Origin of the sequence: Pseudomonas umsongensis, from assembly GCF_012647205.1 — a bacterium.
In the GTDB taxonomy this organism is placed as follows: Bacteria; Pseudomonadota; Gammaproteobacteria; order Pseudomonadales; family Pseudomonadaceae; genus Aquipseudomonas; species Aquipseudomonas umsongensis.
This window is the reverse complement of sequence record NZ_CP051487.1, coordinates 486,579-506,669: the sequence shown is the minus strand read 5'-3', so window position 1 is coordinate 506,669 and position 20,091 is coordinate 486,579. Positions and strand designations below refer to the sequence as shown.

At 60.2% G+C, this 20,091-nt stretch carries 18 protein-coding genes; 13 read left to right on the top strand and 5 right to left on the bottom strand.

Annotation, left to right across the window (positions count from 1 at the left end; translation table 11 throughout):
* Positions 1–32: 32 nt before the first annotated feature.
* Positions 33–1,301 carry a malic enzyme-like NAD(P)-binding protein gene (locus HGP31_RS02265; protein ID WP_020796147.1) on the bottom strand — a complete coding sequence of 423 codons (1,269 nt, stop codon included), beginning with the start codon at positions 1,299–1,301 and terminating at the stop codon, positions 33–35.
* A gap of 286 nt (positions 1,302–1,587) precedes the next feature.
* The gene (gene rpmE / locus HGP31_RS02260) at positions 1,588–1,806 is read right to left on the bottom strand and encodes a 50S ribosomal protein L31 (protein WP_008047849.1); all 219 of its coding nucleotides are present in this window, start codon (positions 1,804–1,806) and stop codon (positions 1,588–1,590) included.
* Between the two features lie 175 nt (positions 1,807–1,981).
* Between rpmE and HGP31_RS02255 the strand changes: the two genes are divergently transcribed.
* The 10 genes from HGP31_RS02255 to HGP31_RS02210 all read left to right on the top strand — a co-directional run bounded on the left by HGP31_RS02255 (position 1,982) and on the right by HGP31_RS02210 (position 14,971).
* Complete coding sequence (locus tag HGP31_RS02255; RefSeq protein ID WP_020801245.1) at positions 1,982–4,201, top strand: primosomal protein N'; 2,220 nt, start codon at positions 1,982–1,984, stop codon at positions 4,199–4,201.
* Positions 4,202–4,438: 237 nt separating this feature from the next.
* Positions 4,439–6,175: an arginine--tRNA ligase gene (argS, locus tag HGP31_RS02250; RefSeq protein ID WP_033044373.1), complete on the top strand. Its 1,737-nt coding sequence runs from the start codon at positions 4,439–4,441 to the stop codon at positions 6,173–6,175.
* A 1-nt stretch (position 6,176) separates the two neighbouring features.
* A complete protein-coding gene (locus tag HGP31_RS02245) occupies positions 6,177–6,887 on the top strand; it encodes an SPOR domain-containing protein (RefSeq protein WP_008058118.1) in 711 nt (236 codons plus the stop codon).
* 232 nt (positions 6,888–7,119) lie between these two features.
* A complete protein-coding gene (gene hslV, locus HGP31_RS02240) occupies positions 7,120–7,650 on the top strand; it encodes an ATP-dependent protease subunit HslV (RefSeq protein WP_020801247.1) in 531 nt (176 codons plus the stop codon).
* Between the two features lie 54 nt (positions 7,651–7,704).
* The gene (gene hslU / locus HGP31_RS02235) at positions 7,705–9,042 is read left to right on the top strand and encodes an ATP-dependent protease ATPase subunit HslU (protein ID WP_020801248.1); all 1,338 of its coding nucleotides are present in this window, start codon (positions 7,705–7,707) and stop codon (positions 9,040–9,042) included.
* Positions 9,043–9,157: 115 nt separating this feature from the next.
* The gene (locus HGP31_RS02230; protein WP_008058116.1) at positions 9,158–9,535 is read left to right on the top strand and encodes a gamma-butyrobetaine hydroxylase family protein; all 378 of its coding nucleotides are present in this window, start codon (positions 9,158–9,160) and stop codon (positions 9,533–9,535) included.
* 258 nt (positions 9,536–9,793) lie between these two features.
* Positions 9,794–11,473, top strand: a complete 1,680-nt coding sequence (phaC, locus tag HGP31_RS02225; RefSeq protein ID WP_020801024.1) for a class II poly(R)-hydroxyalkanoic acid synthase — start codon at positions 9,794–9,796, stop codon at positions 11,471–11,473.
* 157 nt (positions 11,474–11,630) lie between these two features.
* On the top strand, positions 11,631–12,485 hold the full coding sequence (gene phaZ / locus HGP31_RS02220) for a poly(3-hydroxyalkanoate) depolymerase (protein WP_168757099.1): 855 nt from the start codon (positions 11,631–11,633) through the stop codon (positions 12,483–12,485).
* 128 nt (positions 12,486–12,613) lie between these two features.
* Complete coding sequence (gene phaC, locus HGP31_RS02215) at positions 12,614–14,296, top strand: class II poly(R)-hydroxyalkanoic acid synthase (protein WP_033045329.1); 1,683 nt, start codon at positions 12,614–12,616, stop codon at positions 14,294–14,296.
* Between the two features lie 57 nt (positions 14,297–14,353).
* Entirely contained in the window at positions 14,354–14,971 is a 618-nt protein-coding gene (locus HGP31_RS02210; RefSeq protein ID WP_020801021.1) for a TetR/AcrR family transcriptional regulator, read from the top strand.
* Between the two features lie 141 nt (positions 14,972–15,112).
* Here the strand turns inward: HGP31_RS02210 and HGP31_RS02205 are convergent, their stop codons facing one another.
* From HGP31_RS02205 to HGP31_RS02195, 3 genes are all read right to left on the bottom strand, one after another.
* A complete protein-coding gene (locus HGP31_RS02205) occupies positions 15,113–15,970 on the bottom strand; it encodes a phasin family protein (RefSeq protein ID WP_020801020.1) in 858 nt (285 codons plus the stop codon).
* A 10-nt stretch (positions 15,971–15,980) separates the two neighbouring features.
* Positions 15,981–16,403, bottom strand: a complete 423-nt coding sequence (locus HGP31_RS02200) for a phasin family protein (RefSeq protein WP_020801019.1) — start codon at positions 16,401–16,403, stop codon at positions 15,981–15,983.
* Positions 16,404–16,648: 245 nt separating this feature from the next.
* The gene (locus tag HGP31_RS02195; RefSeq protein ID WP_033045330.1) at positions 16,649–16,924 is read right to left on the bottom strand and encodes a polyhydroxyalkanoic acid system family protein; all 276 of its coding nucleotides are present in this window, start codon (positions 16,922–16,924) and stop codon (positions 16,649–16,651) included.
* Positions 16,925–17,079: 155 nt separating this feature from the next.
* Here HGP31_RS02195 and ubiE point away from each other — a divergent pair, with 155 nt between their 5' ends.
* The 3 genes from ubiE to ubiB are packed head-to-tail and all read left to right on the top strand — an operon-like array spanning position 17,080 to position 20,074.
* On the top strand, positions 17,080–17,850 hold the full coding sequence (ubiE, locus tag HGP31_RS02190; protein ID WP_033045331.1) for a bifunctional demethylmenaquinone methyltransferase/2-methoxy-6-polyprenyl-1,4-benzoquinol methylase UbiE: 771 nt from the start codon (positions 17,080–17,082) through the stop codon (positions 17,848–17,850).
* A complete protein-coding gene (locus HGP31_RS02185) occupies positions 17,850–18,473 on the top strand; it encodes a ubiquinone biosynthesis accessory factor UbiJ (RefSeq protein WP_020801016.1) in 624 nt (207 codons plus the stop codon). The genes ubiE and HGP31_RS02185 overlap by 1 nt, the downstream gene beginning before the upstream one ends.
* Positions 18,470–20,074 (top strand): ubiquinone biosynthesis regulatory protein kinase UbiB, encoded by a 1,605-nt coding sequence (ubiB, locus tag HGP31_RS02180; protein ID WP_020801015.1) that lies wholly within the window; start codon positions 18,470–18,472, stop codon positions 20,072–20,074. Before HGP31_RS02185 ends, ubiB begins: the two co-directional genes overlap by 4 nt.
* The last annotated feature ends 17 nt before the right edge of the window (positions 20,075–20,091 follow it).

The window sequence follows — 20,091 nt, the reverse complement described above, 5'->3', positions numbered from 1 at the left end:
GCCGGGGCTTTCGGTTGAAGCGCTACAACGGCTTAGCCGTTGAACACGTCATCCACGCTTTTGAGCGGGTAGTTCTTCGGGTACGGCAGGGTCGCCACGCCGGTCTCGATCGCAGCCTTGGCCACAGCGTCAGAGATCAGGGTGATCAAGCGAGCATCCATTGGTTTCGGAATGATGTACTCACGACCGAATTCCAGCTTGATGCCACCGTAGGCATCGCACACTTCCTGAGGCACTGGCAGCTTGGCCAGTTCACGCAAGGCGTTGGCCGCAGCCACTTTCATTTCTTCGTTGATGCGCTTGGCGCGAACGTCAAGGGCACCACGGAAGATGAACGGGAAGCCCAGCACGTTGTTGACCTGGTTCGGGTAGTCCGAACGGCCGGTGGCCATGATCACGTCGCTACGGGTAGCGTGTGCCAGCTCCGGGGAGATTTCCGGATCAGGGTTGGAGCACGCGAACACGATCGGGTTAGGCGCCATGGACAGCAGGCCTTCAGCGCTCAGCAGGTTCGGGCCGGACAGGCCGACGAACACGTCTGCACCTTGCAGGGCGTCTGCCAGGGTGCGTTTGTCAGTCGCGTGAGCGAAGACGGCCTTGTACTGGTTCAGGTCGTCACGGCCGGAGTGGATCACACCGGTACGGTCAACCATGTAGATGTTTTCGATGTTGGCACCCATGCTCACCAGCAATTTCATGCAGGAGATGGCGGCAGCACCGGCACCCAGGCACACGATCTTGGCTTGCGGCAGGGTTTTGCCAGCGATTTCCAGGGCGTTGATCATGCCGGCTGCGGTCACGATCGCGGTACCGTGCTGGTCGTCGTGGAATACCGGGATGTCACACTGCTCGATCAGGGCGCGTTCAATTTCAAAGCACTCAGGCGCCTTGATGTCTTCCAGGTTGATGCCACCGAAAGTGATGGAGATCCGCTTGACGGTGTCGATGAAGGCCTGCGGGCTTTCAGAATCGACTTCGATGTCGAAAACGTCGATGCCGGCGAAGCGCTTGAACAGCACGCCTTTACCTTCCATCACTGGCTTGGAGGCCAATGGGCCGAGGTTACCCAGGCCCAGAATCGCGGTGCCATCGGAAATGACTGCAACCAGGTTGCCTTTGCCGGTGTATTTGTAGGCCAGCTCAGGATCGCGGGCGATCTCGCGTACTGGTTCAGCTACGCCGGGGCTGTACGCCAGCGACAGGTCGCGGGCGGTAGCAGTGGCCTTGGTGAGCTCGACACTCAGCTTCCCTGGACGAGGATTGGCGTGATATTCGAGAGCGGCAGTTTTCAGATCAGACATTTTGGCATTCCGCTTTTACTGTTGGACAGACTGGTCAGCGAGGATACGCGCCTGGCAAAATCCCCACAAGACTGACCGGTCACCCCTGTCAAGCGCCCGGCCCTACGACTTTGGGCCAAGAGCCGCGGAACACAAGGGATAGACTGTTCACAATCCAAGTAAAAAATGTCTACAATTATTTGAAAATGGCCATTGCAGCCAAATCACAGACACAAAAAAGGCGTCCCGAGGGACGCCTTTTTCATCAGCATGGGAAAACTGCAGCGTTTTCCCATGATGATCGGCCTTAGGCCTTTTTCGCACCGAAAGCACCGAAACGGTCTGCGAAGCGCTGAACGCGGCCGCCAGTGTCCAGAGTCTTCTGCTTACCGGTGTAGAACGGGTGGCATTCGTTGCAAACGTCGATCGCCAGGGCTTTGCCGAAGGTCGAACGAGTTTCGAACTTGTTGCCGCAGCTGCAGGTAACAGCAACTGCTGGGTATTCTGGATGGATATCAGCTTTCATGGTGTCTTCCTCGGGCTAGCGTGCCGCCACCCAACACTATTGTTGAATACCGCACGTAATTAGGCCGCGGATTCTACCAGACAATGCCAATCACGCAAGCTGTCCCTCAAACCGGTCGTCTGCTAGGCTCCCGGCCCTGAGTCATCCTTTGTACCGTCTATCGAGATCCCCCCGCGTGCCCGACGCCATTTTGCGCCTCGCCCTGCCTTCGCCCCTGCGCCGCCTGTTTGACTACCGGGCGCCGGCTGGCGTTCTGCGTGCGCAGTTGCACCCCGGTATGCGCTTGCGGGTGCCGTTCGGCCGGCGGGAGATGATCGGGATTCTGGTGGAGGTCGCCGACACCAGCGAAGTGCCGGCGGAAAAACTCAAACCCGCCCTCGCACTGCTTGACGCAACTTCGCCCTTGCCGCCCGCGCTGTTCAAGCTTTGCCTGTGGACCTCGCAGTATTACCAGCATAGCCTCGGCGACACCTTGAGCTGGGCACTGCCGGTATTGCTGCGCCAGGGCGAACTGGCTGAGGCGCGCCAGGAGCGCTTCTGGTCCGCTGCGCCGGGCGCCAGCCTCGATGACCCGCGCATCGCCCGCGCCCCGCGCCAGCGCGAAGCCCTGGCAACGCTGGCCCAGCACCCCCATGGCGTTGCCCATCAGCTATTGAGCAAGCTGATGCTGAGCAAGGACAGCCTCGACCTGCTGCTGGCCAAGGAACTGGTCCAGGTCGACATTCGCAGGCACGCCCCCGGAGCCCGGCATGATCACTGGCTGGCCCAACCGGAGCTGCCGCTCAACCCGGAGCAACGCGCCGCCTATGAAGCGATTCGCTCAGGGTTCGACAGTTATCATGCGTTTCTGTTGGCCGGTGTCACCGGCAGCGGCAAGACCGAAGTCTATCTGCAGCTGATTCGCGAAACCCTGGAGGCCGGCAAGCAAGCACTGGTACTGATCCCGGAAATCAACCTCGGCCCGCAGACCCTGGCGCGCTTCGAGCAACGTTTCAACGCGCGTATCGCGCTGATTCACTCGGCGGTCAATGATCGCGAACGTCTCGAGGCCTGGCTCGCCGCCCGCGATGGTGAAGCCGACATCATTATCGGCACCCGCTCGGCGCTGTTCACGCCGATGAAAAACCCGGGGCTGATCATCATCGACGAAGAACACGATGGTTCCTATAAACAGCAGGAAGGCTTGCGCTATCACGCCCGCGACCTGGCGCTGGTCAGGGCACGCCAGGAAAACATCCCGATTGTCCTGGGCTCTGCCACGCCCTCACTGGAAAGCCTGCACAACGCCTACACCGGCCGGTATGGCCTGCTGCGGCTGAACGAGCGTGCTGGCGGCGCCAAGCAACCGCGCTTCCTACGCCTGGACGTGAAAAGCCGTCCACTGGACAGTGGCATTTCCGGACCCATGCAACAAGCCATCGGCCAGACCCTCGCTGCCGGCCAGCAGGTGCTGGTGTTCCTCAACCGCCGCGGCTTTGCCCCAACCCTGCTGTGTCATGACTGCGGCTGGATGTCCGAGTGCCAACGCTGCGATGCGCGCATGACGGTGCACCAGCGCTACGGCGAACTGCGTTGCCATCATTGCGGCTACGTCGAACGCGTACCGCGCCAGTGCCCCAAGTGCAACAAGGTCGACCTGCGCCCAGTGGGGGCCGGCACCGAACGGGCCGAGGAACGCCTGGGAATCCTGTTCCCGGACTATCCGGTCTTGCGGGTCGACCGCGACAGCACGTCGCGCAAGGACGCGATGAACCAGTTGTTCGCCACCATCCACAAAGGGCAGCCGTGCATCCTGGTCGGCACGCAGATGCTCGCCAAGGGCCACCACTTCCCACGGGTCACCCTGGTGTCGATCCTGGATGCGGACGGCGGGCTGTTCTCCGGCGACTTCCGCGCCAGTGAGCGCATGGCGCAACTGATTGTCCAGGTCGCCGGTCGAGCAGGCCGGGCGGAAGAGCCGGGCAAGGTGATCATCCAGACACACCTGGCCGACCACCCGCTGCTGGTGCAGTTGACCGAACAGGGTTACTTCGCCTTTGCCGAGCAGGCCTTGAGTGAACGTCGCGCAGCCGGCTTGCCGCCGTTTGCGCATTTGGCATTGCTGCGCGCCGAGGCCCACAAGCCCGGACAGGCCGAAGGGTTCCTCGATGAGGCCTGCAGCGAGGCCGAGCGCTTGCTCGCCGAACAGAATCTGAGCGCAATCGAACTGCTCGGGCCGGTACCTGCACCGATGGAGCGACGCGCCGGGCGTTATCGTGCCCAGTTGTTGTTACAGGCTACGGCCCGGGCACCGCTGCACCGGTTGCTTGCCAGCTGGCTGTTGGTGCTGGAGCAGATGCCAAGCGGGCGGGCGGTGCGCTGGTCGCTGGATGTCGATCCCGTCGATTTGTATTGATCGCAAGGTCGCCTTCGCGAGCAGGCTCGCTCCCACAGGGGTTAAGGTGAATGCAGAGTTTATGCACACCCTTGATCTACTGTGGGAGCGAGCCTGCTCGCGAAGGGGCCCGATTTGTCACCGCATATCCATAACCTGCCAGCTATGGTTGGCAAGGTCGCCTCGGCAACGGATAATGCCCAGTTTTTCCACCAGCGCATTGATGCGCCGCCGCGCCTGCGGTCGAAAGAGAAGACCATGAAAGACACCATTCGCCAGCTGATCCAACAAGCCATCACCCAACTCGTCAACGAAGGTGTGTTGCCTGAAGGCCTGTCGCCGGCGATCCAGGTTGAAAACTCTCGCGACAAGAAAAACGGCGACTTCGCCAGTAACATCGCCATGATGCTGGCCAAGCCTGCGGGCATGAAACCGCGCGACCTGGCGGAAAAAATCATCGCGGCCCTGCCGGCTGACGAGAACGTCTCGAAGGCCGAAATCGCCGGCCCTGGCTTCCTGAACTTCTTCCAGAACACCCAGGCCTTGGCCACTCGCCTGGACGCCGCCCTGGCCGATGAACACATCGGCGTACGCAAGGCTGGCCCGGTACAGCGCACCGTGGTCGACCTGTCGGCACCGAACCTGGCCAAAGAGATGCACGTCGGCCACTTGCGCTCGACCATCATTGGCGACGGCGTAGCCCGCGTATTGGAATTCCTCGGTGACGAAGTGATCCGGCAGAACCATGTCGGCGACTGGGGCACCCAGTTCGGCATGCTGATGGCTTACCTGCAGGAAAACCCGATCACCAGCGACGAACTGTCGGACTTGGAAAACTTCTATCGCGCCGCCAAAGGGCGCTTTGACGAATCCGAAGAGTTCGCCGACCGCGCCCGTGGCCTGGTGGTCAAGCTGCAGGCTGGCGATCCCGATTGCCTGGCACTGTGGACCAAGTTCAAGGACATCTCGCTGTCCCACTGCCAGAAAATCTACGAGCTGCTGAACGTCAAGCTGACCATGGCCGACGTGATGGGCGAAAGCGCCTACAACGACGACCTGATCAATGTGGTCAACGACCTGAAGGCCGCCGGCATGCTGGTCGAGAGCAACGGCGCCCAGTGCGTGTTCCTCGACGAGTTCAAGAACGCCGACGGCGACCCGCTGCCCGTGATCATCGTCAAGGCCGACGGAGGCTACCTGTACGCCACCACCGACCTGGCCGCCGTGCGCTACCGCAGCGGCACGCTCAAGGCCGATCGCGCCCTGTACTTCGTCGACCAGCGTCAAGCCCTGCACTTCCAGCAAGTGTTCGCAGTCGCCCGTAAAGCGGGCTTCGTGACGCACCCGATGGAAATGGAACACATGGGCTTCGGTACCATGAACGGCGCTGACGGTCGCCCGTTCAAGACCCGTGACGGCGGCACCGTGAAGCTGATCGACCTGCTGACAGAAGCCCAGGAGCGCGCCTACACACTGGTGAAGGACAAGAACCCGGAGCTGGCCGAAGCCGAGCTGCGCAACATCGCCAAGGTGGTGGGTATCGGTGCGGTGAAATATGCCGACCTGTCCAAGCACCGCACCAGCGACTACAGCTTCAACTTCGACCTGATGCTGAACTTCGAGGGCAACACCGCCCCGTACCTGCTGTACGCCTACACCCGCGTGGCTGGCGTGTTCCGCAAACTCGGCAAGGACTTCAGCGAAGTCGAAGGCCAGATCGTTCTCGAAGCCCCGCACGAACTTGAACTGGCGGCAAAACTCGCGCAGTTTGGCGAGGTGCTGAACAACGTTTCCGAGAAAGGCACCCCGCACATCCTCTGCACCTACCTGTATGACGTCGCCGGCCTGTTCTCCAGCTTCTACGAGAACTGCCCGATCCTCGCCGCCGATACCCCGGAACAAATGCAGAGCCGTCTGCGCCTCGCCGCGCTGACCGGACGCACTCTCAAACAAGGCCTGGAACTCTTGGGCCTGGAAACTCTGGAGCGTATGTAAGTTGGCTGCCAAGAAAAAACCTGCACCCAAGCGTGGCGCCAGCCGTTACCAAGCTCCAGCGAAGCAACCGATCCCGGGATGGCTGTGGATGGCCATCGGCCTGACGGTCGGTGCTTTCATCGTATTCCTGATGAAGCTGGAGCCCGGCAAGGGCAGCGACACGGTCAAGCGCGAGAAAGTCGAGCAGCAACAGAAAGCCACCAAGATCGCCGAGGCCAACAAGACCCCGCCGAGTCCGACGCAACCGGTGAAGCCGAAATACGACTTCTACACCCTGTTGCCGGAATCGGAAGTGATCGTGCCACCGGATGCCGTGCCGGAAAAAACCCTGCCGACGCCGCAGGTACCGGCCATTCCGACAACGCCGGTTACACCGGCGGAAGCGGCGAAGATCGATACCGCCCGTGCCCAGGCAGCGCTGGCGGGCATTACGCCGCCGCCAGCGCCACCGGTGGCCAAGGCCGCACCGGTGACCAAGTTCTTCCTGCAGGCCGGATCGTTCCGCAAGGAGGCTGACGCGGATAAGGTGCGGGCGCAAATCATCCTGCTTGGCCAGGCGGTGGCGGTTGAATCGGGTACGGTGAAGGACGAGACCTGGTATCGGGTATTAGTGGGTCCGTTCAGTAACCGTGAGCAACTGACCACGGCACAGAAACAACTGGCCGGCGCCGGCTTCAGCAATTTGTTGTTACAACAACGCCAGAATCGCTGATTCCACCAAGGCCGCTGATCGTTCCCATGCTCCGCGTGGGAATGCAGCCCGTGACGCTCCGCGTCACTGGACGCGGAGCGTCCCTTGAGGCGTTCCCACGCGGAGCGTGGGAACGATCACCGCTGCGCAACACCACTCGTCTCCTGCCAACACCCACAGTTGAAATCCACTCCACCACCCCCATATGAATGGGCATACGGCATTTTCGCCCCGCAGCGTGGAGACTCTTCCCTTGACCACCATCGTTTCAGTTCGCCGCCACGGCAAAGTCGTCATGGGCGGCGACGGCCAGGTTTCCCTTGGCAATACCGTGATGAAAGGCAACGCGAAAAAAGTTCGTCGCCTGTACCACGGCCAGGTCATTGCCGGTTTTGCCGGTGCCACCGCTGACGCCTTTACCCTCTTCGAACGCTTCGAAGGCCAACTTGAAAAGCATCAGGGTCACCTGGTACGCGCCGCTGTCGAGCTCGCAAAGGAATGGCGTACCGATCGTTCCCTGAGCCGCCTCGAAGCCATGCTCGCGGTTGCCAACAAAGACGCCTCCCTGATCATCACCGGTAACGGCGACGTGGTCGAACCCGAAGAAGGCCTGATCGCCATGGGTTCCGGCGGCGGTTACGCCCAGGCCGCCGCTAGCGCACTGCTGAAGAAAACCGACCTGTCGGCCCGGGAGATCGTCGAGACCGCTCTCGGCATTGCCGGCGACATCTGTGTATTCACCAACCACACCCAGACCATTGAGGAGCAGGACTGCGCCGAGTAAGCCTGATTTGGCCCCGCGCCACGGCTCATTCTTGCTTGAGGTCCATTAAATATTATGTCCATGACTCCCCGTGAAATCGTCCACGAACTCAATCGCCATATCATCGGCCAGGACGATGCCAAGCGCGCCGTCGCCATTGCCCTGCGCAATCGCTGGCGCCGCATGCAGTTGCCTGAAGAACTGCGAGTTGAAGTCACACCCAAGAATATCCTGATGATCGGCCCGACCGGTGTCGGCAAGACCGAGATCGCACGTCGCCTGGCGAAACTGGCCAACGCGCCTTTCATCAAGGTCGAAGCCACCAAGTTCACCGAAGTCGGCTACGTCGGCCGTGATGTCGAATCGATCATTCGTGACCTGGCCGATGCCGCGATCAAGCTGCTGCGCGAACAGGAAATCGTCAAAGTGCGCCACCGCGCCGAAGACGCTGCCGAAGAGCGCATCCTTGACGCCCTGCTGCCTCCTGCACGCATGGGCTTCAGCAGCGACGACGCCCCGACCCAGGACTCCAATACCCGCCAACTGTTCCGCAAGCGCCTGCGCGAAGGCCAGCTGGACGACAAGGAGATCGAAATCGAAGTCGCCGAAATGGCCGGCGTCGACATCTCCGCGCCACCGGGCATGGAAGAAATGACCAACCAGCTGCAGAGCCTGTTCGCCAACATGGGCAAGGGCAAGAAGAAAGCCCGCAAGCTCAAGGTCAAAGAAGCGCTGAAGATGGTGCGCGACGAAGAAGCCAGCCGCCTGGTCAACGATGACGAGTTGAAAGCCAAGGCCCTGGAAGCAGTCGAACAGCACGGCATCGTGTTCATCGACGAAATCGACAAGGTCGCCAAGCGCGGCAACTCCGGCGGTGTCGATGTATCCCGCGAAGGCGTGCAGCGCGACTTGCTGCCGCTGATCGAAGGCTGCACCGTCAACACCAAGCTGGGCATGGTCAAGACCGACCACATCCTGTTCATCGCCTCCGGCGCCTTCCACCTGAGCAAGCCAAGCGACCTGGTGCCGGAGCTGCAAGGTCGACTGCCGATCCGTGTCGAACTTAAGGCCCTGAGCCCGGAAGATTTCGAACGCATCCTCAGCGAGCCCCACGCCTCGCTCACCGAGCAATATTGCGCGCTACTGAAAACCGAAGGCCTGGGTATCGAATTCCTGCCGAGCGGGATCAAGCGCATTGCCGAGATCGCCTGGCAGGTCAACGAAAAAACCGAAAACATCGGTGCGCGTCGCCTGCACACCTTGCTTGAACGCCTGCTGGAAGAAGTGTCTTTCAGTGCCGGCGACCTGGCCAGCGTCCATGATGACAAGGTAATCCAGATCGACGCCGACTACGTCAACAGCCACCTGGGCGAATTGGCGCAGAACGAAGACCTGTCCCGTTATATCCTGTAGGTCATGTGATTCCTTGTAGGAGCCGGCTTGCTGGCGATGGCGTACCTGAGATCGCCATCGCCAGCAAGCCGGCTCCTACAAGGGTCAGGCCACACATACAAACGGACATCCGGTCATGACCCAACTCCCCACCGACATCAAGCTGCACAAAGCCTCGAAAACCCTGACGCTCAAATACGCGTCCGGCGAGGAATACACCCTGCCCGCCGAGTTCCTGCGCGTGCACTCTCCTTCCGCCGAGGTCCAGGGCCACGGCAAACCCATCCTGCAATTTGGCAAGATCAACGTAGGACTGAGCAAGATAGAACCCGCCGGTCAGTACGCACTGAAACTGACCTTTGACGATGGCCACGACAGCGGCCTGTTCACCTGGGAATACCTCTACGAACTGGGGCGACGTCATGACGCGCTTTGGGACGATTATCTTGCCGAGCTAAAAGCCGCAGGAAAAACCCGCGACCCGAACGAATCTGTCGTCAAGCTGATGCTCTAGCCTGCGCCTCTTGCTCTTTAGAGGGCATTTTCTAATTCCATCTGTTTGAATGCTCGGCTTCAGGGTCGACGCCTGGCCCGCTTGCGAAAAAAATTAAACTCGGGTAACCAATGGACTGGCAAGGTCCCTGCAGTGCTCTCTGAATTAAAAAAGCAGTGATGCAGAATCAAAGGTCACCCGAGCAGTAGTACCTGGCAATTGCTGTGTGACTACACAGCTGGACCAAGGTACTCGTCTCAGGGCAATGGAGCGTCGTAGATGAGTAACAAGAGTAACGATGAGTTGAAGTATCAAGCCTCTGAAAACACCTTGGGGCTTAATCCTGTCGTTGGGCTGCGTGGAAAGGATCTACTGGCTTCTGCTCGAATGGTGCTTAGGCAGGCCATCAAGCAACCGGTGCACAGCGTCAAACATGTCGCGCACTTTGGTCTTGAACTCAAGAACGTACTGCTGGGTAAATCCGGGCTGCAACCGACCAGCGACGACCGTCGCTTCGCCGATCCGGCCTGGAGCCAGAACCCGCTCTATAAACGTTATTTGCAAACCTACCTGGCGTGGCGCAAGGAACTCCACGACTGGATCGATGAAAGTAACCTCGCCCCCAAGGATGTGGCGCGTGGGCACTTCGTGATCAACCTCATGACCGAAGCCATGGCGCCGACCAACACCGCGGCCAACCCGGCGGCAGTCAAACGCTTTTTCGAAACCGGTGGCAAAAGCCTGCTCGACGGCCTCTCGCACCTGGCCAAGGATCTGGTACACAACGGCGGCATGCCGAGCCAGGTCAACATGGGTGCATTCGAGGTCGGCAAGAGCCTGGGCGTGACCGAAGGCGCGGTGGTGTTTCGCAACGATGTGCTGGAACTGATCCAGTACAAGCCGACCACCGAGCAGGTATACGAACGCCCGCTGCTGGTGGTGCCGCCGCAGATCAACAAGTTCTACGTTTTCGACCTGAGCCCGGACAAGAGCCTGGCGCGGTTCTGCCTGCGCAACAACGTGCAAACGTTCATCGTCAGCTGGCGAAATCCCACCAAGGAACAGCGAGAGTGGGGCCTGTCGACCTACATCGAAGCCCTCAAGGAAGCGGTTGACGTCGTTACCGCGATCACCGGCAGCAAAGACGTGAACATGCTCGGGGCCTGCTCCGGCGGCATCACTTGCACCGCGCTGCTGGGCCATTACGCGGCGATTGGCGAAAACAAGGTCAACGCCCTGACCTTGCTGGTGAGCGTGCTTGATACCACCCTCGACAGCGACGTCGCCCTGTTCGTCAATGAACAGACCCTTGAAGCCGCCAAGCGCCACTCGTACCAGGCCGGCGTACTGGAAGGCCGCGACATGGCGAAGGTCTTCGCCTGGATGCGCCCCAACGATCTGATCTGGAACTACTGGGTCAACAATTACCTGCTAGGCAACGAACCGCCGGTGTTCGACATCCTGTTCTGGAACAACGACACCACACGGTTGCCCGCGGCGTTCCACGGCGACCTGATCGAACTGTTCAAAAATAACCCACTGATTCGCCCGAATGCACTGGAAGTGTGCGGCACCCCCATCGACCTCAAGCAGGTGACGGCCGACATCTTTTCCCTGGCCGGCACCAACGACCACATCACCCCGTGGAAGTCCTGCTACAAGTCGGCGCAACTGTTTGGCGGCAACGTTGAATTCGTGCTGTCGAGCAGCGGGCATATCCAGAGCATCCTGAACCCGCCGGGCAATCCGAAATCGCGCTACATGACCAGCACCGAAGTGGCGGAAAATGCCGATGAATGGCAAGCGAATGCCACCAAGCATACAGATTCCTGGTGGCTGCACTGGCAGGCCTGGCAGGCCCAACGCTCGGGCGAGCTGAAAAAGTCCCCGACAAAACTGGGCAGCAAGGCGTATCCGGCAGGTGAAGCGGCGCCAGGCACCTACGTGCACGAACGGTAACTGACACACCCCGCCTTCACCTGTAGGAGCGAGCCTGCTCGCGAAAAAGTGAGGACAACGCGTTAACTCAGACAGCACGCGTTATCGTTAACGTCCTTCGCGAGCAGGCTCGCTCCTACAGGGGTTCGGGGATGAATTCATAAACAGGGCTAGAAGCATGCCGCAACCGTTCATATTCCGCACCGTCGACCTGGATGGCCAGACCCTCCGCACGGCGGTGCGCCCCGGCAAGCCTCACTTGACGCCCTTGCTGATTTTCAACGGCATCGGCGCCAACCTGGAGCTGGTGTTTCCGTTCGTCGCAGCGCTGGACCCGGACCTCGAAGTCATCGCCTTCGACGTACCCGGTGTTGGCGGTTCATCGACGCCCAATCGTCCGTATCGTTTCCCAGGCCTGGCAAAGCTCACGGCACGCATGCTCGACTACCTCGATTACGGGCAAGTCAACGTGATCGGCGTGTCTTGGGGTGGCGCCCTTGCGCAACAGTTCGCCTATGACTATCCAGAGCGGTGCAAGAAGCTGGTCCTGGCAGCGACAGCCGCGGGTACGGTGATGGTGCCGGGCAAGCCGAAAGTCTTGTGGATGATGGCCAGCCCACGACGGTACATCCAGCCATCCCACGTGATCCGCATTGCGCCGATGATCTACGGCGGCTCGTTCCGTCGCGACCCGACGCTGGCTGCAAGCCATGCGGCAAAGGTCCGTTCGGCGGGCAAGCTCGGTTACTACTGGCAACTGTTCGCCGGCTTCGGCTGGACCAGCATCCACTGGCTGCACAAGATCAATCAGCCGACCCTGGTCCTGGCCGGCGACGACGACCCCTTGATTCCGTTGGTCAACATGCGCTTGCTGGCCTGGCGGATCCCCAATGCCCAACTGCACATCATCGACGACGGCCATCTGTTCCTGATTACCCGGGCAGAAGCGGTGGCGCCAATCATCATGAAGTTCCTCGAGGAGGAGCGCCAGCGGGCGGTGATGCACCCGCATCCGGCGCCACTGGGTGGCTGAGCGGCTCATTTCTTGTATAGCAAAGAGGAGGTGGCAGGACATCGCACCGCGCAACAACCTGCTACAGCGTCTATGGTGTTCTGGTTCGGTGTTTTGTATTTGGCCTGAAGACGAAGGAGTGTTGAGACATGCGCGATAAACCTGCGAGGGAGTCACTACCCACCCCCGCCAAGTTCATCAACGCACAAAGTGCGATTACCGGCCTGCGTGGCCGGGATCTGGTTTCGACTTTGCGCAGTGTCGCCGCCCATGGCCTGCGCCACCCCGTGCACACCGCGCGACACGCCTTGAAACTGGGTGGTCAACTGGGACGCGTGTTGCTGGGCGACACCCTGCATCCCACCAACCCGCAAGACCGTCGCTTCGACGATCCGGCGTGGAGTCTCAATCCCTTTTATCGTCGCAGCCTGCAGGCGTACCTGAGCTGGCAGAAGCAGGTCAAGAGCTGGATCGACGAAAGCAACATGAGCCCGGATGACCGCGCCCGTGCGCACTTCGCGTTCGCCCTGCTCAACGATGCCGTGTCGCCGTCCAACAGCCTGCTCAATCCGCTGGCGATCAAGGAAATCTTCAACTCCGGCGGCAACAGCCTGGTGCGCGGGATCGGCCATCTGGTCGATGACCTCTTGCACAACGATGGCTTGCCCCGGCAAGTCACCAAGCATGCATTCGAGGTTGGCAAGACCGTCGCCACCACCACCGGCGCCGTGGTGTTTCGCAACGAGCTGCTGGAGCTGATCCAATACAAGCCGATGAGCGAAAAGCAGTATTCCAAACCGCTGCTGGTGGTGCCGCCACAGATCAACAAGTACTACATTTTTGACCTCAGCCCCCATAACAGCTTCGTCCAGTTCGCGCTCAAGAACGGCCTGCAAACCTTCGTCATCAGCTGGCGCAATCCGGATGTACGTCACCGCGAATGGGGCCTGTCGACCTACGTCGAAGCGGTGGAAGAAGCCATGAATGTCTGCCGGGCAATCACCGGCGCGCGCGAGGTCAACCTGATGGGCGCCTGCGCTGGCGGGCTGACCATTGCTGCCCTGCAGGGCCACTTGCAAGCCAAGCGACAGTTGCGCCGCGTCTCCAGCGCGACGTACCTGGTGAGCCTGCTCGACAGCCAACTGGACAGCCCGGCCACACTCTTCGCCGACGAACAGACCCTGGAGGCGGCCAAGCGCCGCTCCTACCAGAAAGGTGTGCTGGAAGGCCGCGACATGGCCAAGGTTTTCGCCTGGATGCGCCCCAACGATTTGATCTGGAGCTACTTCGTCAACAATTACCTGATGGGCAAGGAGCCGCCGGCGTTCGACATTCTCTACTGGAACAATGACAACACACGCCTGCCGGCCGCCCTGCATGGTGACTTGCTGGACTTCTTCAAGCACAACCCGCTGAGCCATCCGGGTGGCCTGGAAGTGTGCGGCACCCCGATCGACTTGCAAAAGGTCACCGTCGACAGTTTCAGCGTGGCCGGCATCAACGATCACATCACGCCGTGGGACGCGGTGTATCGCTCAACCCTGTTGCTCGGTGGCGAGCGTCGCTTTGTCCTGGCCAACAGCGGTCATGTGCAGAGCATTCTCAACCCGCCGAACAATCCGAAAGCCAACTACCTCGAAGGTGCAAAACTAAGCAGCGACCCCAGGGCCTGGTACTACGACGCCAAGCCCGTCGACGGTAGCTGGTGGACGCAATGGCTGGGCTGGATTCAGGAGCGCTCGGGCGCGCAAAAAGAAACCCACATGGCCCTCGGCAATCAGAATTATCCACCGATGGAGGCGGCGCCCGGGACTTACGTGCGCGTGCGCTGATGTTCAACGACCGCGGCCTTTAACGGCCGTGGCATGACCCGATCATAAGAAGACTGGATGAAAACCCGCGAACGGATACTCGAATGTGCCCTGCAGTTGTTCAATGAGAAGGGCGAACCGAATGTTTCCACCATGGAAGTCGCCAACGAAATGGGCATCAGCCCGGGCAATCTGTATTACCACTTCCACGGCAAGGAGCCGCTGATTCTCGGCCTGTTCGAACGTTTCCAGGCCGAACTGTCCCCGTTGCTCGATCCTCCGGCCGACGTCGAACTGGCTCCTGAGGATTACTGGCTGTTCCTGCACCTGATCGTCGAGCGCCTGTCACACTATCGCTTCCTGTTCCAGGACCTGTCGAATCTGGCCGGGCGCCTGCCGAAACTGGCCAAGGGTATTCGCAACTTGCTCAATGCGCTCAAGCGCACACTGGCGTCGCTGCTGGCTCGACTGAAGGCCTTGGGGCAATTGGTCAGCGACACCCAGGCGCTGGGGCAATTGGTGGAGCAGATCACCCTGACGCTGCTGTTCTCACTGGACTATCAGCGGATTCTGGGCCGTGAAGGCGAAGTTCGGTTGGTGGTCTACCAGATCATGATGCTGGTGGCGCCGCATCTGTTGCCCTCGATCAAGGCGGCGACTGAGCAGATGGCGATGCAGTACCTGGAGGAGCATTAAGATCAAAAGATCGCAGCCTGCGGCAGCTCCTACATTGGATCGCATTGACCTGTAGGAGCTGCCGCAGGCTGCGATCTATTCAAGCCTCAAACAAAAACGCCCGACCTTGGCAGGCCGGGCGTTTTTTTGAGCCCTGAACTATCAGGACTGACTGGTTGGCGTCGATGGAGCTGACGCGGCAGTCTGGGTTACAGCAGGGGTCGGCGCGGAAGCGGAGTTCGAAGTGCTTGCCACAGCTGCCGAAGTCACCGGAGTTGCCGGTTTGGCGGTAGCCTCTGCTGGTTTGGCTGCGGCAGCTTTCGGAGCCGCCGGTTTTTTCACTGCTGGTTTCTTCGCTGCAGCAGGTTTTGCCGCTGGCTTGGCTGCCGGTTTAGCGGCAGCGGTTTTCGCTGCAGGCTTGGCGGCGGTTTTAGCAGCTGCCGGTTTGGCCGCTGATTTTGCAGCTGGCTTGGCGGCGGCTGGCTTGGCGGCAGCAGTTTTTGCAGCCGGTTTGGCCGCCGCTTTGGCCAATGGCTTGGCTGCGGTTTTGGCAGCCGGTTTAGCGGCTGGTTTGGCTGCCGCGGTTTTCGCCGCAACAGGCGCAACCTTGGCACCGGTAAGTTTTTCGATTTGCTTGGTCAGGGTATCGACCTTGCTGTGCAGAGCCTTGACTTCATTGCGGCTCGGCACGCCCAGGCGCGAAATGGCGCTGTTCAGGCGCTTGTCGAAAGCCCCTTCCAGCTCATCCCACTTGCCCAGTGCACGATCTTTTACGCCGCTGATGCGCGACTTGGCCGACGATGCGGAGTCCTTGGCGGCGTCGACAGTCTTGCCAACAGCGCTCTTGGTCAGCTTCTCGGCTTTCTCGCCGTCCTTTACCAGCGAGTCGAAGAGTTTGCTGCCGTCAGTGTCGATCTTCGAGTACACGCCTAAACCAGCCAGCCAGATTTTGCGGGAGTAGTCTTCGACTTTTCCGATCCACGAGCTGCTTTCTTTTTCGGTGTTCTTTTTACCAGCCATCCCGTTCTCCTTAAGATTTACGCGCGACGCGTTCGAGCAGTGCCGTCAGCTCATCGAGCTTGGCAGAGAGTGTCTCAACGTCATGTTTAGACGGAATGCCGATGCGATTCAAGGTACTTGCGACACGCGTGTCGAACGCTCTCTCGACTTTGTCGAGCTGAACTTCGACCTTGCCTTTGAAAGTGCTCACTTCACTCTTGGCTTCGTCGATCTCGGCATTGGCTGCTTCAAGCTTCTGGGCAACTGCTTTTTTGCCTTTGGTTTCAACTGCTTGCCCAGCCTTGATCAGCTCTTGAAAGTACTCGCTACCCTCTTGGCCGACCTTGGTGTAGGCACCCAGGCCTGCCAGCCAGATCCTGCGGGCATACGATTTGACGTCATGCAGAGCGGTCGTCGATGCGTCGATTTTTTTCTTCAAAATAACTTTGGCCATGGTCCACCTCACGCGCAGAAGGTTTGAGGAATTGCCCGCGAAAGTGTCGGGCTCCGGCACAAAGTAGGGAGAAAAATTAGAAACGGCACCCTAACAACTGACATACATGCTTGGACGCACCGCAAATCAAACTGTGGGAGCGAGCCTGCTCGCGAAGGCGTCAGGCCAGTCAATATACATATCGAATGACACATGGCTTTCGCGAGCAGGCTCGCTCCCACAGGGGATCTCATTCCAACCAGAAATCAGACCAACGCTTTATCGAGCGCCTTTTCGATTTCCGCTTTGATCATGCCGCTCATGGCCGACATCATCAGGCCCAACTCCACATCGACCTTGATCGAGTCTTCAGTGACATGCACCGCACCTTTCACACCGGAGCGCTTGAGGTTCAAGGTGTCGCCAGACCACTGCGGTTCCAGGCCATACTGATCGGAAAGTTTCTGCGCCAGCTTGTCGGCCTTCTCGCGGGCCGCTTCCTTACCCAGGCCATGGGCACGTTCAACACTAATATGGGCCATCAAATGACTCCTGCTTTATGGGGGCGATCCTGAGGCATCTTGACCTCTGCTGCGTCAAAACGTCCCGATGGTTGCCCATCTTACCTTCAGCCTTGCCAAGACAAAGCATGCCTTGGGGATTAGAATGTCGCGCATTCTCTTTTGGTGACAGCGATATGACTGATCAGCGCAAAGGCAACGATGCCGAACCCACCACTCACTTCGGCTTCAAAAACGTTCCGGAAAGCCAGAAAGCGGAAAAAGTCGCTGAGGTTTTTCACTCCGTAGCCGCCAAGTACGACCTGATGAACGACCTCCTGTCGGGCGGCATGCACCGTCTGTGGAAGCGTTTCGCAATCGAACTGTCGGGCGTGCGCACAGGTAACCGGGTGCTGGACATCGCCGGCGGCACGGGTGACCTGACCCGCAAGTTCTCGCACCTCGTTGGCCCGACTGGCCAGGTGGTGCTGGCCGACATCAACGAATCCATGCTCAAGGTCGGTCGTGACCGCCTGCTGGACCTGGGTGTGGCCGGCAATGTCGAATTCGTCCAGGCCGATGCGGAAAAACTGCCGTTCCCGGACAACCATTTCGACTGCGTGACCATCGCCTTCGGCCTGCGCAACGTCACGCACAAGGAAGACGCCCTGCGTTCGATGCTGCGCGTGCTCAAGCCTGGCGGTCGCCTGCTGGTGCTGGAGTTCTCCAAGCCGACCAACGCGCTGATGTCCAAGGCCTACGACGCCTACTCGTTCGCCTTCATGCCACTGATGGGCAAGCTGATCACCAACGACTCGGAAAGCTATCGCTACCTGGCCGAATCGATCCGCATGCACCCGAACCAGGAAACCCTGAAATCGATGATGGTCGAGGCCGGCTTCGACCGCGTGACCTATCACAACATGACCGCAGGCATCGTCGCCCTGCACCGTGGCATCAAGCCCTGATGCTGCTCGCCGGCCTGCTCGCCAGCGTTGAGCTCGGCCTGAACCGAGTGCTGCGTCTCGACAGCACGGCACTGCCGCGGCTGGCGCATTTGGCCGGCAAGGTGATTGCCGTCGACTGCCGCAGCCCGGCGCTGCAAGTGTTCATCCTGCCCAGCGATGAAGGCCTGATGCTCGCGTCCCAATGGGAAACCGGCGCCGACTGCACCCTGCGCGCACCGGCCTCGAGCCTGCTGAAACTGGCGATGAGCAAAGACAAGACTTCGGTACTGCATGCACCCGAAGTCGAGCTCGACGGCGACAGCGGTGTATTGCTGGAACTGGCGGCGATCCTCCAGGACCTCGAGCTGGATTGGGAGTACGAACTCTCGCGCTGGCTTGGCCCTGTCGCCACGCAATTGGTCGGCGGTCATCTGCGCAGCCGTGCCCGCTGGTATCAGCAAGGATTCGCCAGCCTCGGCCAGAACCTGGGCGAATACCTGGCTGAAGAATCACGTACCCTCGTCGGTCAGCGCGAAGCCGAAGCCCGATTCAGTGAACTGGACCAGATCAAACTCGATCTGGAACGTCTCGAGGCGCGTTTCGAGCGCCTTTCCCGATCCCTCGACCCAAGCGATAACGCATGAAGCTGCTTGCCGTCCGCCGTTTGTTGCGCATCCAGCGCGTCGTGATCCGCTACCGCCTCGATGACCTGCTGTTCGCCCTGCCGCTGCCCTGGTTTCTCCTGGTGCTGCGTTACGCCTTGCCGTGGCGCTGGTTCCCGCGCAAGACGCTGGACCTGAGTCGTGGCGCACGATTGCGCTTGGCGCTGCAGGACCTGGGGCCGATTTTCATCAAGTTCGGGCAGATCCTGTCCACCCGCCGCGACCTGCTGCCCGAAGACATCGCCGATGAGCTGATGATGCTGCAGGACCGCGTGCCGCCGTTCGACTCGCAAGTGTCGGTCAATCTGATCGAAGAGCAGCTGGGCAAGAAAATCAGCGAAGTGTTCAGCCGCTTCGACGTCGAACCACTGGCCTCGGCATCGGTGGCCCAAGTGCACGCTGCACAGCTGAAAACCGGCGAGGAAGTCGTGGTCAAGGTGATCCGGCCTGGCCTCAAACCAGTGATCGCGCAAGACCTGGCGTGGCTGTTCATCCTCGCCCGCGCCGCCGAAAAACTCTCGGCCGATGCGCGCCTGCTGCACCCGGTGGACGTGGTCCAGGACTACGAAAAAACCATCTACGACGAACTCGACCTGCTGCGCGAAGCGGCCAACGCCAGCCAGCTCAAGCGCAACTTCGAGGGTTCGCCACTGCTGTACGTACCACAAGTCTATTGGGACTGGTGCCGGCCGAAAGTGCTGGTGATGGAGCGTATCTACGGCATCCAGGTGACCGACCTCGCGACCCTGGCGGACCAACGCACCGACATGAAAATGCTCGCCGAACGCGGCGTGGAGATCTTCTTCACCCAAGTGTTTCGCGACAGCTTCTTCCATGCCGACATGCACCCCGGCAACATCTTCGTCAGCACGGTGCAGCCGTGGAGCCCGCAATACATCGCGATCGACTGCGGTATCGTCGGCAGCCTTACCCCCCAGGACCAGGATTACCTGGCGCGCAACCTGTTCGCGTTCTTCAAGCGCGATTACCGGCGAGTGGCACAGCTGCACATCGATTCGGGCTGGGTGCCGGCAGAAACCAAACTCAACGAATTCGAAGCGGCGATCCGGACGGTCTGCGAACCGATCTTCGAAAAACCGTTAAAAGATATTTCCTTCGGCCAAGTGCTGATGCGCCTGTTCCAGACAGCTCGTCGCTTCAACATGGAAGTGCAGCCGCAACTTGTCCTGTTGCAAAAAACCCTGTTGAACATCGAAGGCCTGGGCCGCCAGCTGTACCCGGACCTCGACCTGTGGAACACCGCGCAACCCTTCCTCGAGCGCTGGATGCGTGACCGCGTCAGTCCCAAAGCCTTGTTTGGCAACGTGCAATCCCAGATCGAACAGATCCCGCACTTGGCCAATATGACCCGTGACCTGCTCGAACGCCTGTCCCAGCCCCATGCCAACGATCCGCCGCCACCCTGGCATCGACGCCGCGACGACTGGTTCCTGCGCCTGCTCGGTACGGCCCATCTGGCCGGTGGCGCGATCCTCGCCGCGGGCGGGCCATTGAACGATCTGGCCTATTGGCCAGCGGGCATCATGATGGCGGTCGGCTTGTATCTGGTCGTTCGCCGATAGCCAGTTGTGCTGCGCAC

Coding starts and splice junctions, on each gene's coding strand:
- HGP31_RS02265 (WP_020796147.1), bottom strand. CDS start 1,301: ATGTCTGATCTGAAAACTGCCGCTCTCGAATATCACGCCAATCCTCGT.
- rpmE (WP_008047849.1), bottom strand. CDS start 1,806: ATGAAAGCTGATATCCATCCAGAATACCCAGCAGTTGCTGTTACCTGC.
- argS (WP_033044373.1), top strand. CDS start 4,439: ATGAAAGACACCATTCGCCAGCTGATCCAACAAGCCATCACCCAACTC.
- hslU (WP_020801248.1), top strand. CDS start 7,705: ATGTCCATGACTCCCCGTGAAATCGTCCACGAACTCAATCGCCATATC.
- HGP31_RS02230 (WP_008058116.1), top strand. CDS start 9,158: ATGACCCAACTCCCCACCGACATCAAGCTGCACAAAGCCTCGAAAACC.
- phaC (WP_020801024.1), top strand. CDS start 9,794: ATGAGTAACAAGAGTAACGATGAGTTGAAGTATCAAGCCTCTGAAAAC.
- phaZ (WP_168757099.1), top strand. CDS start 11,631: ATGCCGCAACCGTTCATATTCCGCACCGTCGACCTGGATGGCCAGACC.
- phaC (WP_033045329.1), top strand. CDS start 12,614: ATGCGCGATAAACCTGCGAGGGAGTCACTACCCACCCCCGCCAAGTTC.
- HGP31_RS02210 (WP_020801021.1), top strand. CDS start 14,354: ATGAAAACCCGCGAACGGATACTCGAATGTGCCCTGCAGTTGTTCAAT.
- HGP31_RS02205 (WP_020801020.1), bottom strand. CDS start 15,970: ATGGCTGGTAAAAAGAACACCGAAAAAGAAAGCAGCTCGTGGATCGGA.
- HGP31_RS02200 (WP_020801019.1), bottom strand. CDS start 16,403: ATGGCCAAAGTTATTTTGAAGAAAAAAATCGACGCATCGACGACCGCT.
- HGP31_RS02195 (WP_033045330.1), bottom strand. CDS start 16,924: ATGGCCCATATTAGTGTTGAACGTGCCCATGGCCTGGGTAAGGAAGCG.
- ubiE (WP_033045331.1), top strand. CDS start 17,080: ATGACTGATCAGCGCAAAGGCAACGATGCCGAACCCACCACTCACTTC.
- HGP31_RS02185 (WP_020801016.1), top strand. CDS start 17,850: ATGCTGCTCGCCGGCCTGCTCGCCAGCGTTGAGCTCGGCCTGAACCGA.
- ubiB (WP_020801015.1), top strand. CDS start 18,470: ATGAAGCTGCTTGCCGTCCGCCGTTTGTTGCGCATCCAGCGCGTCGTG.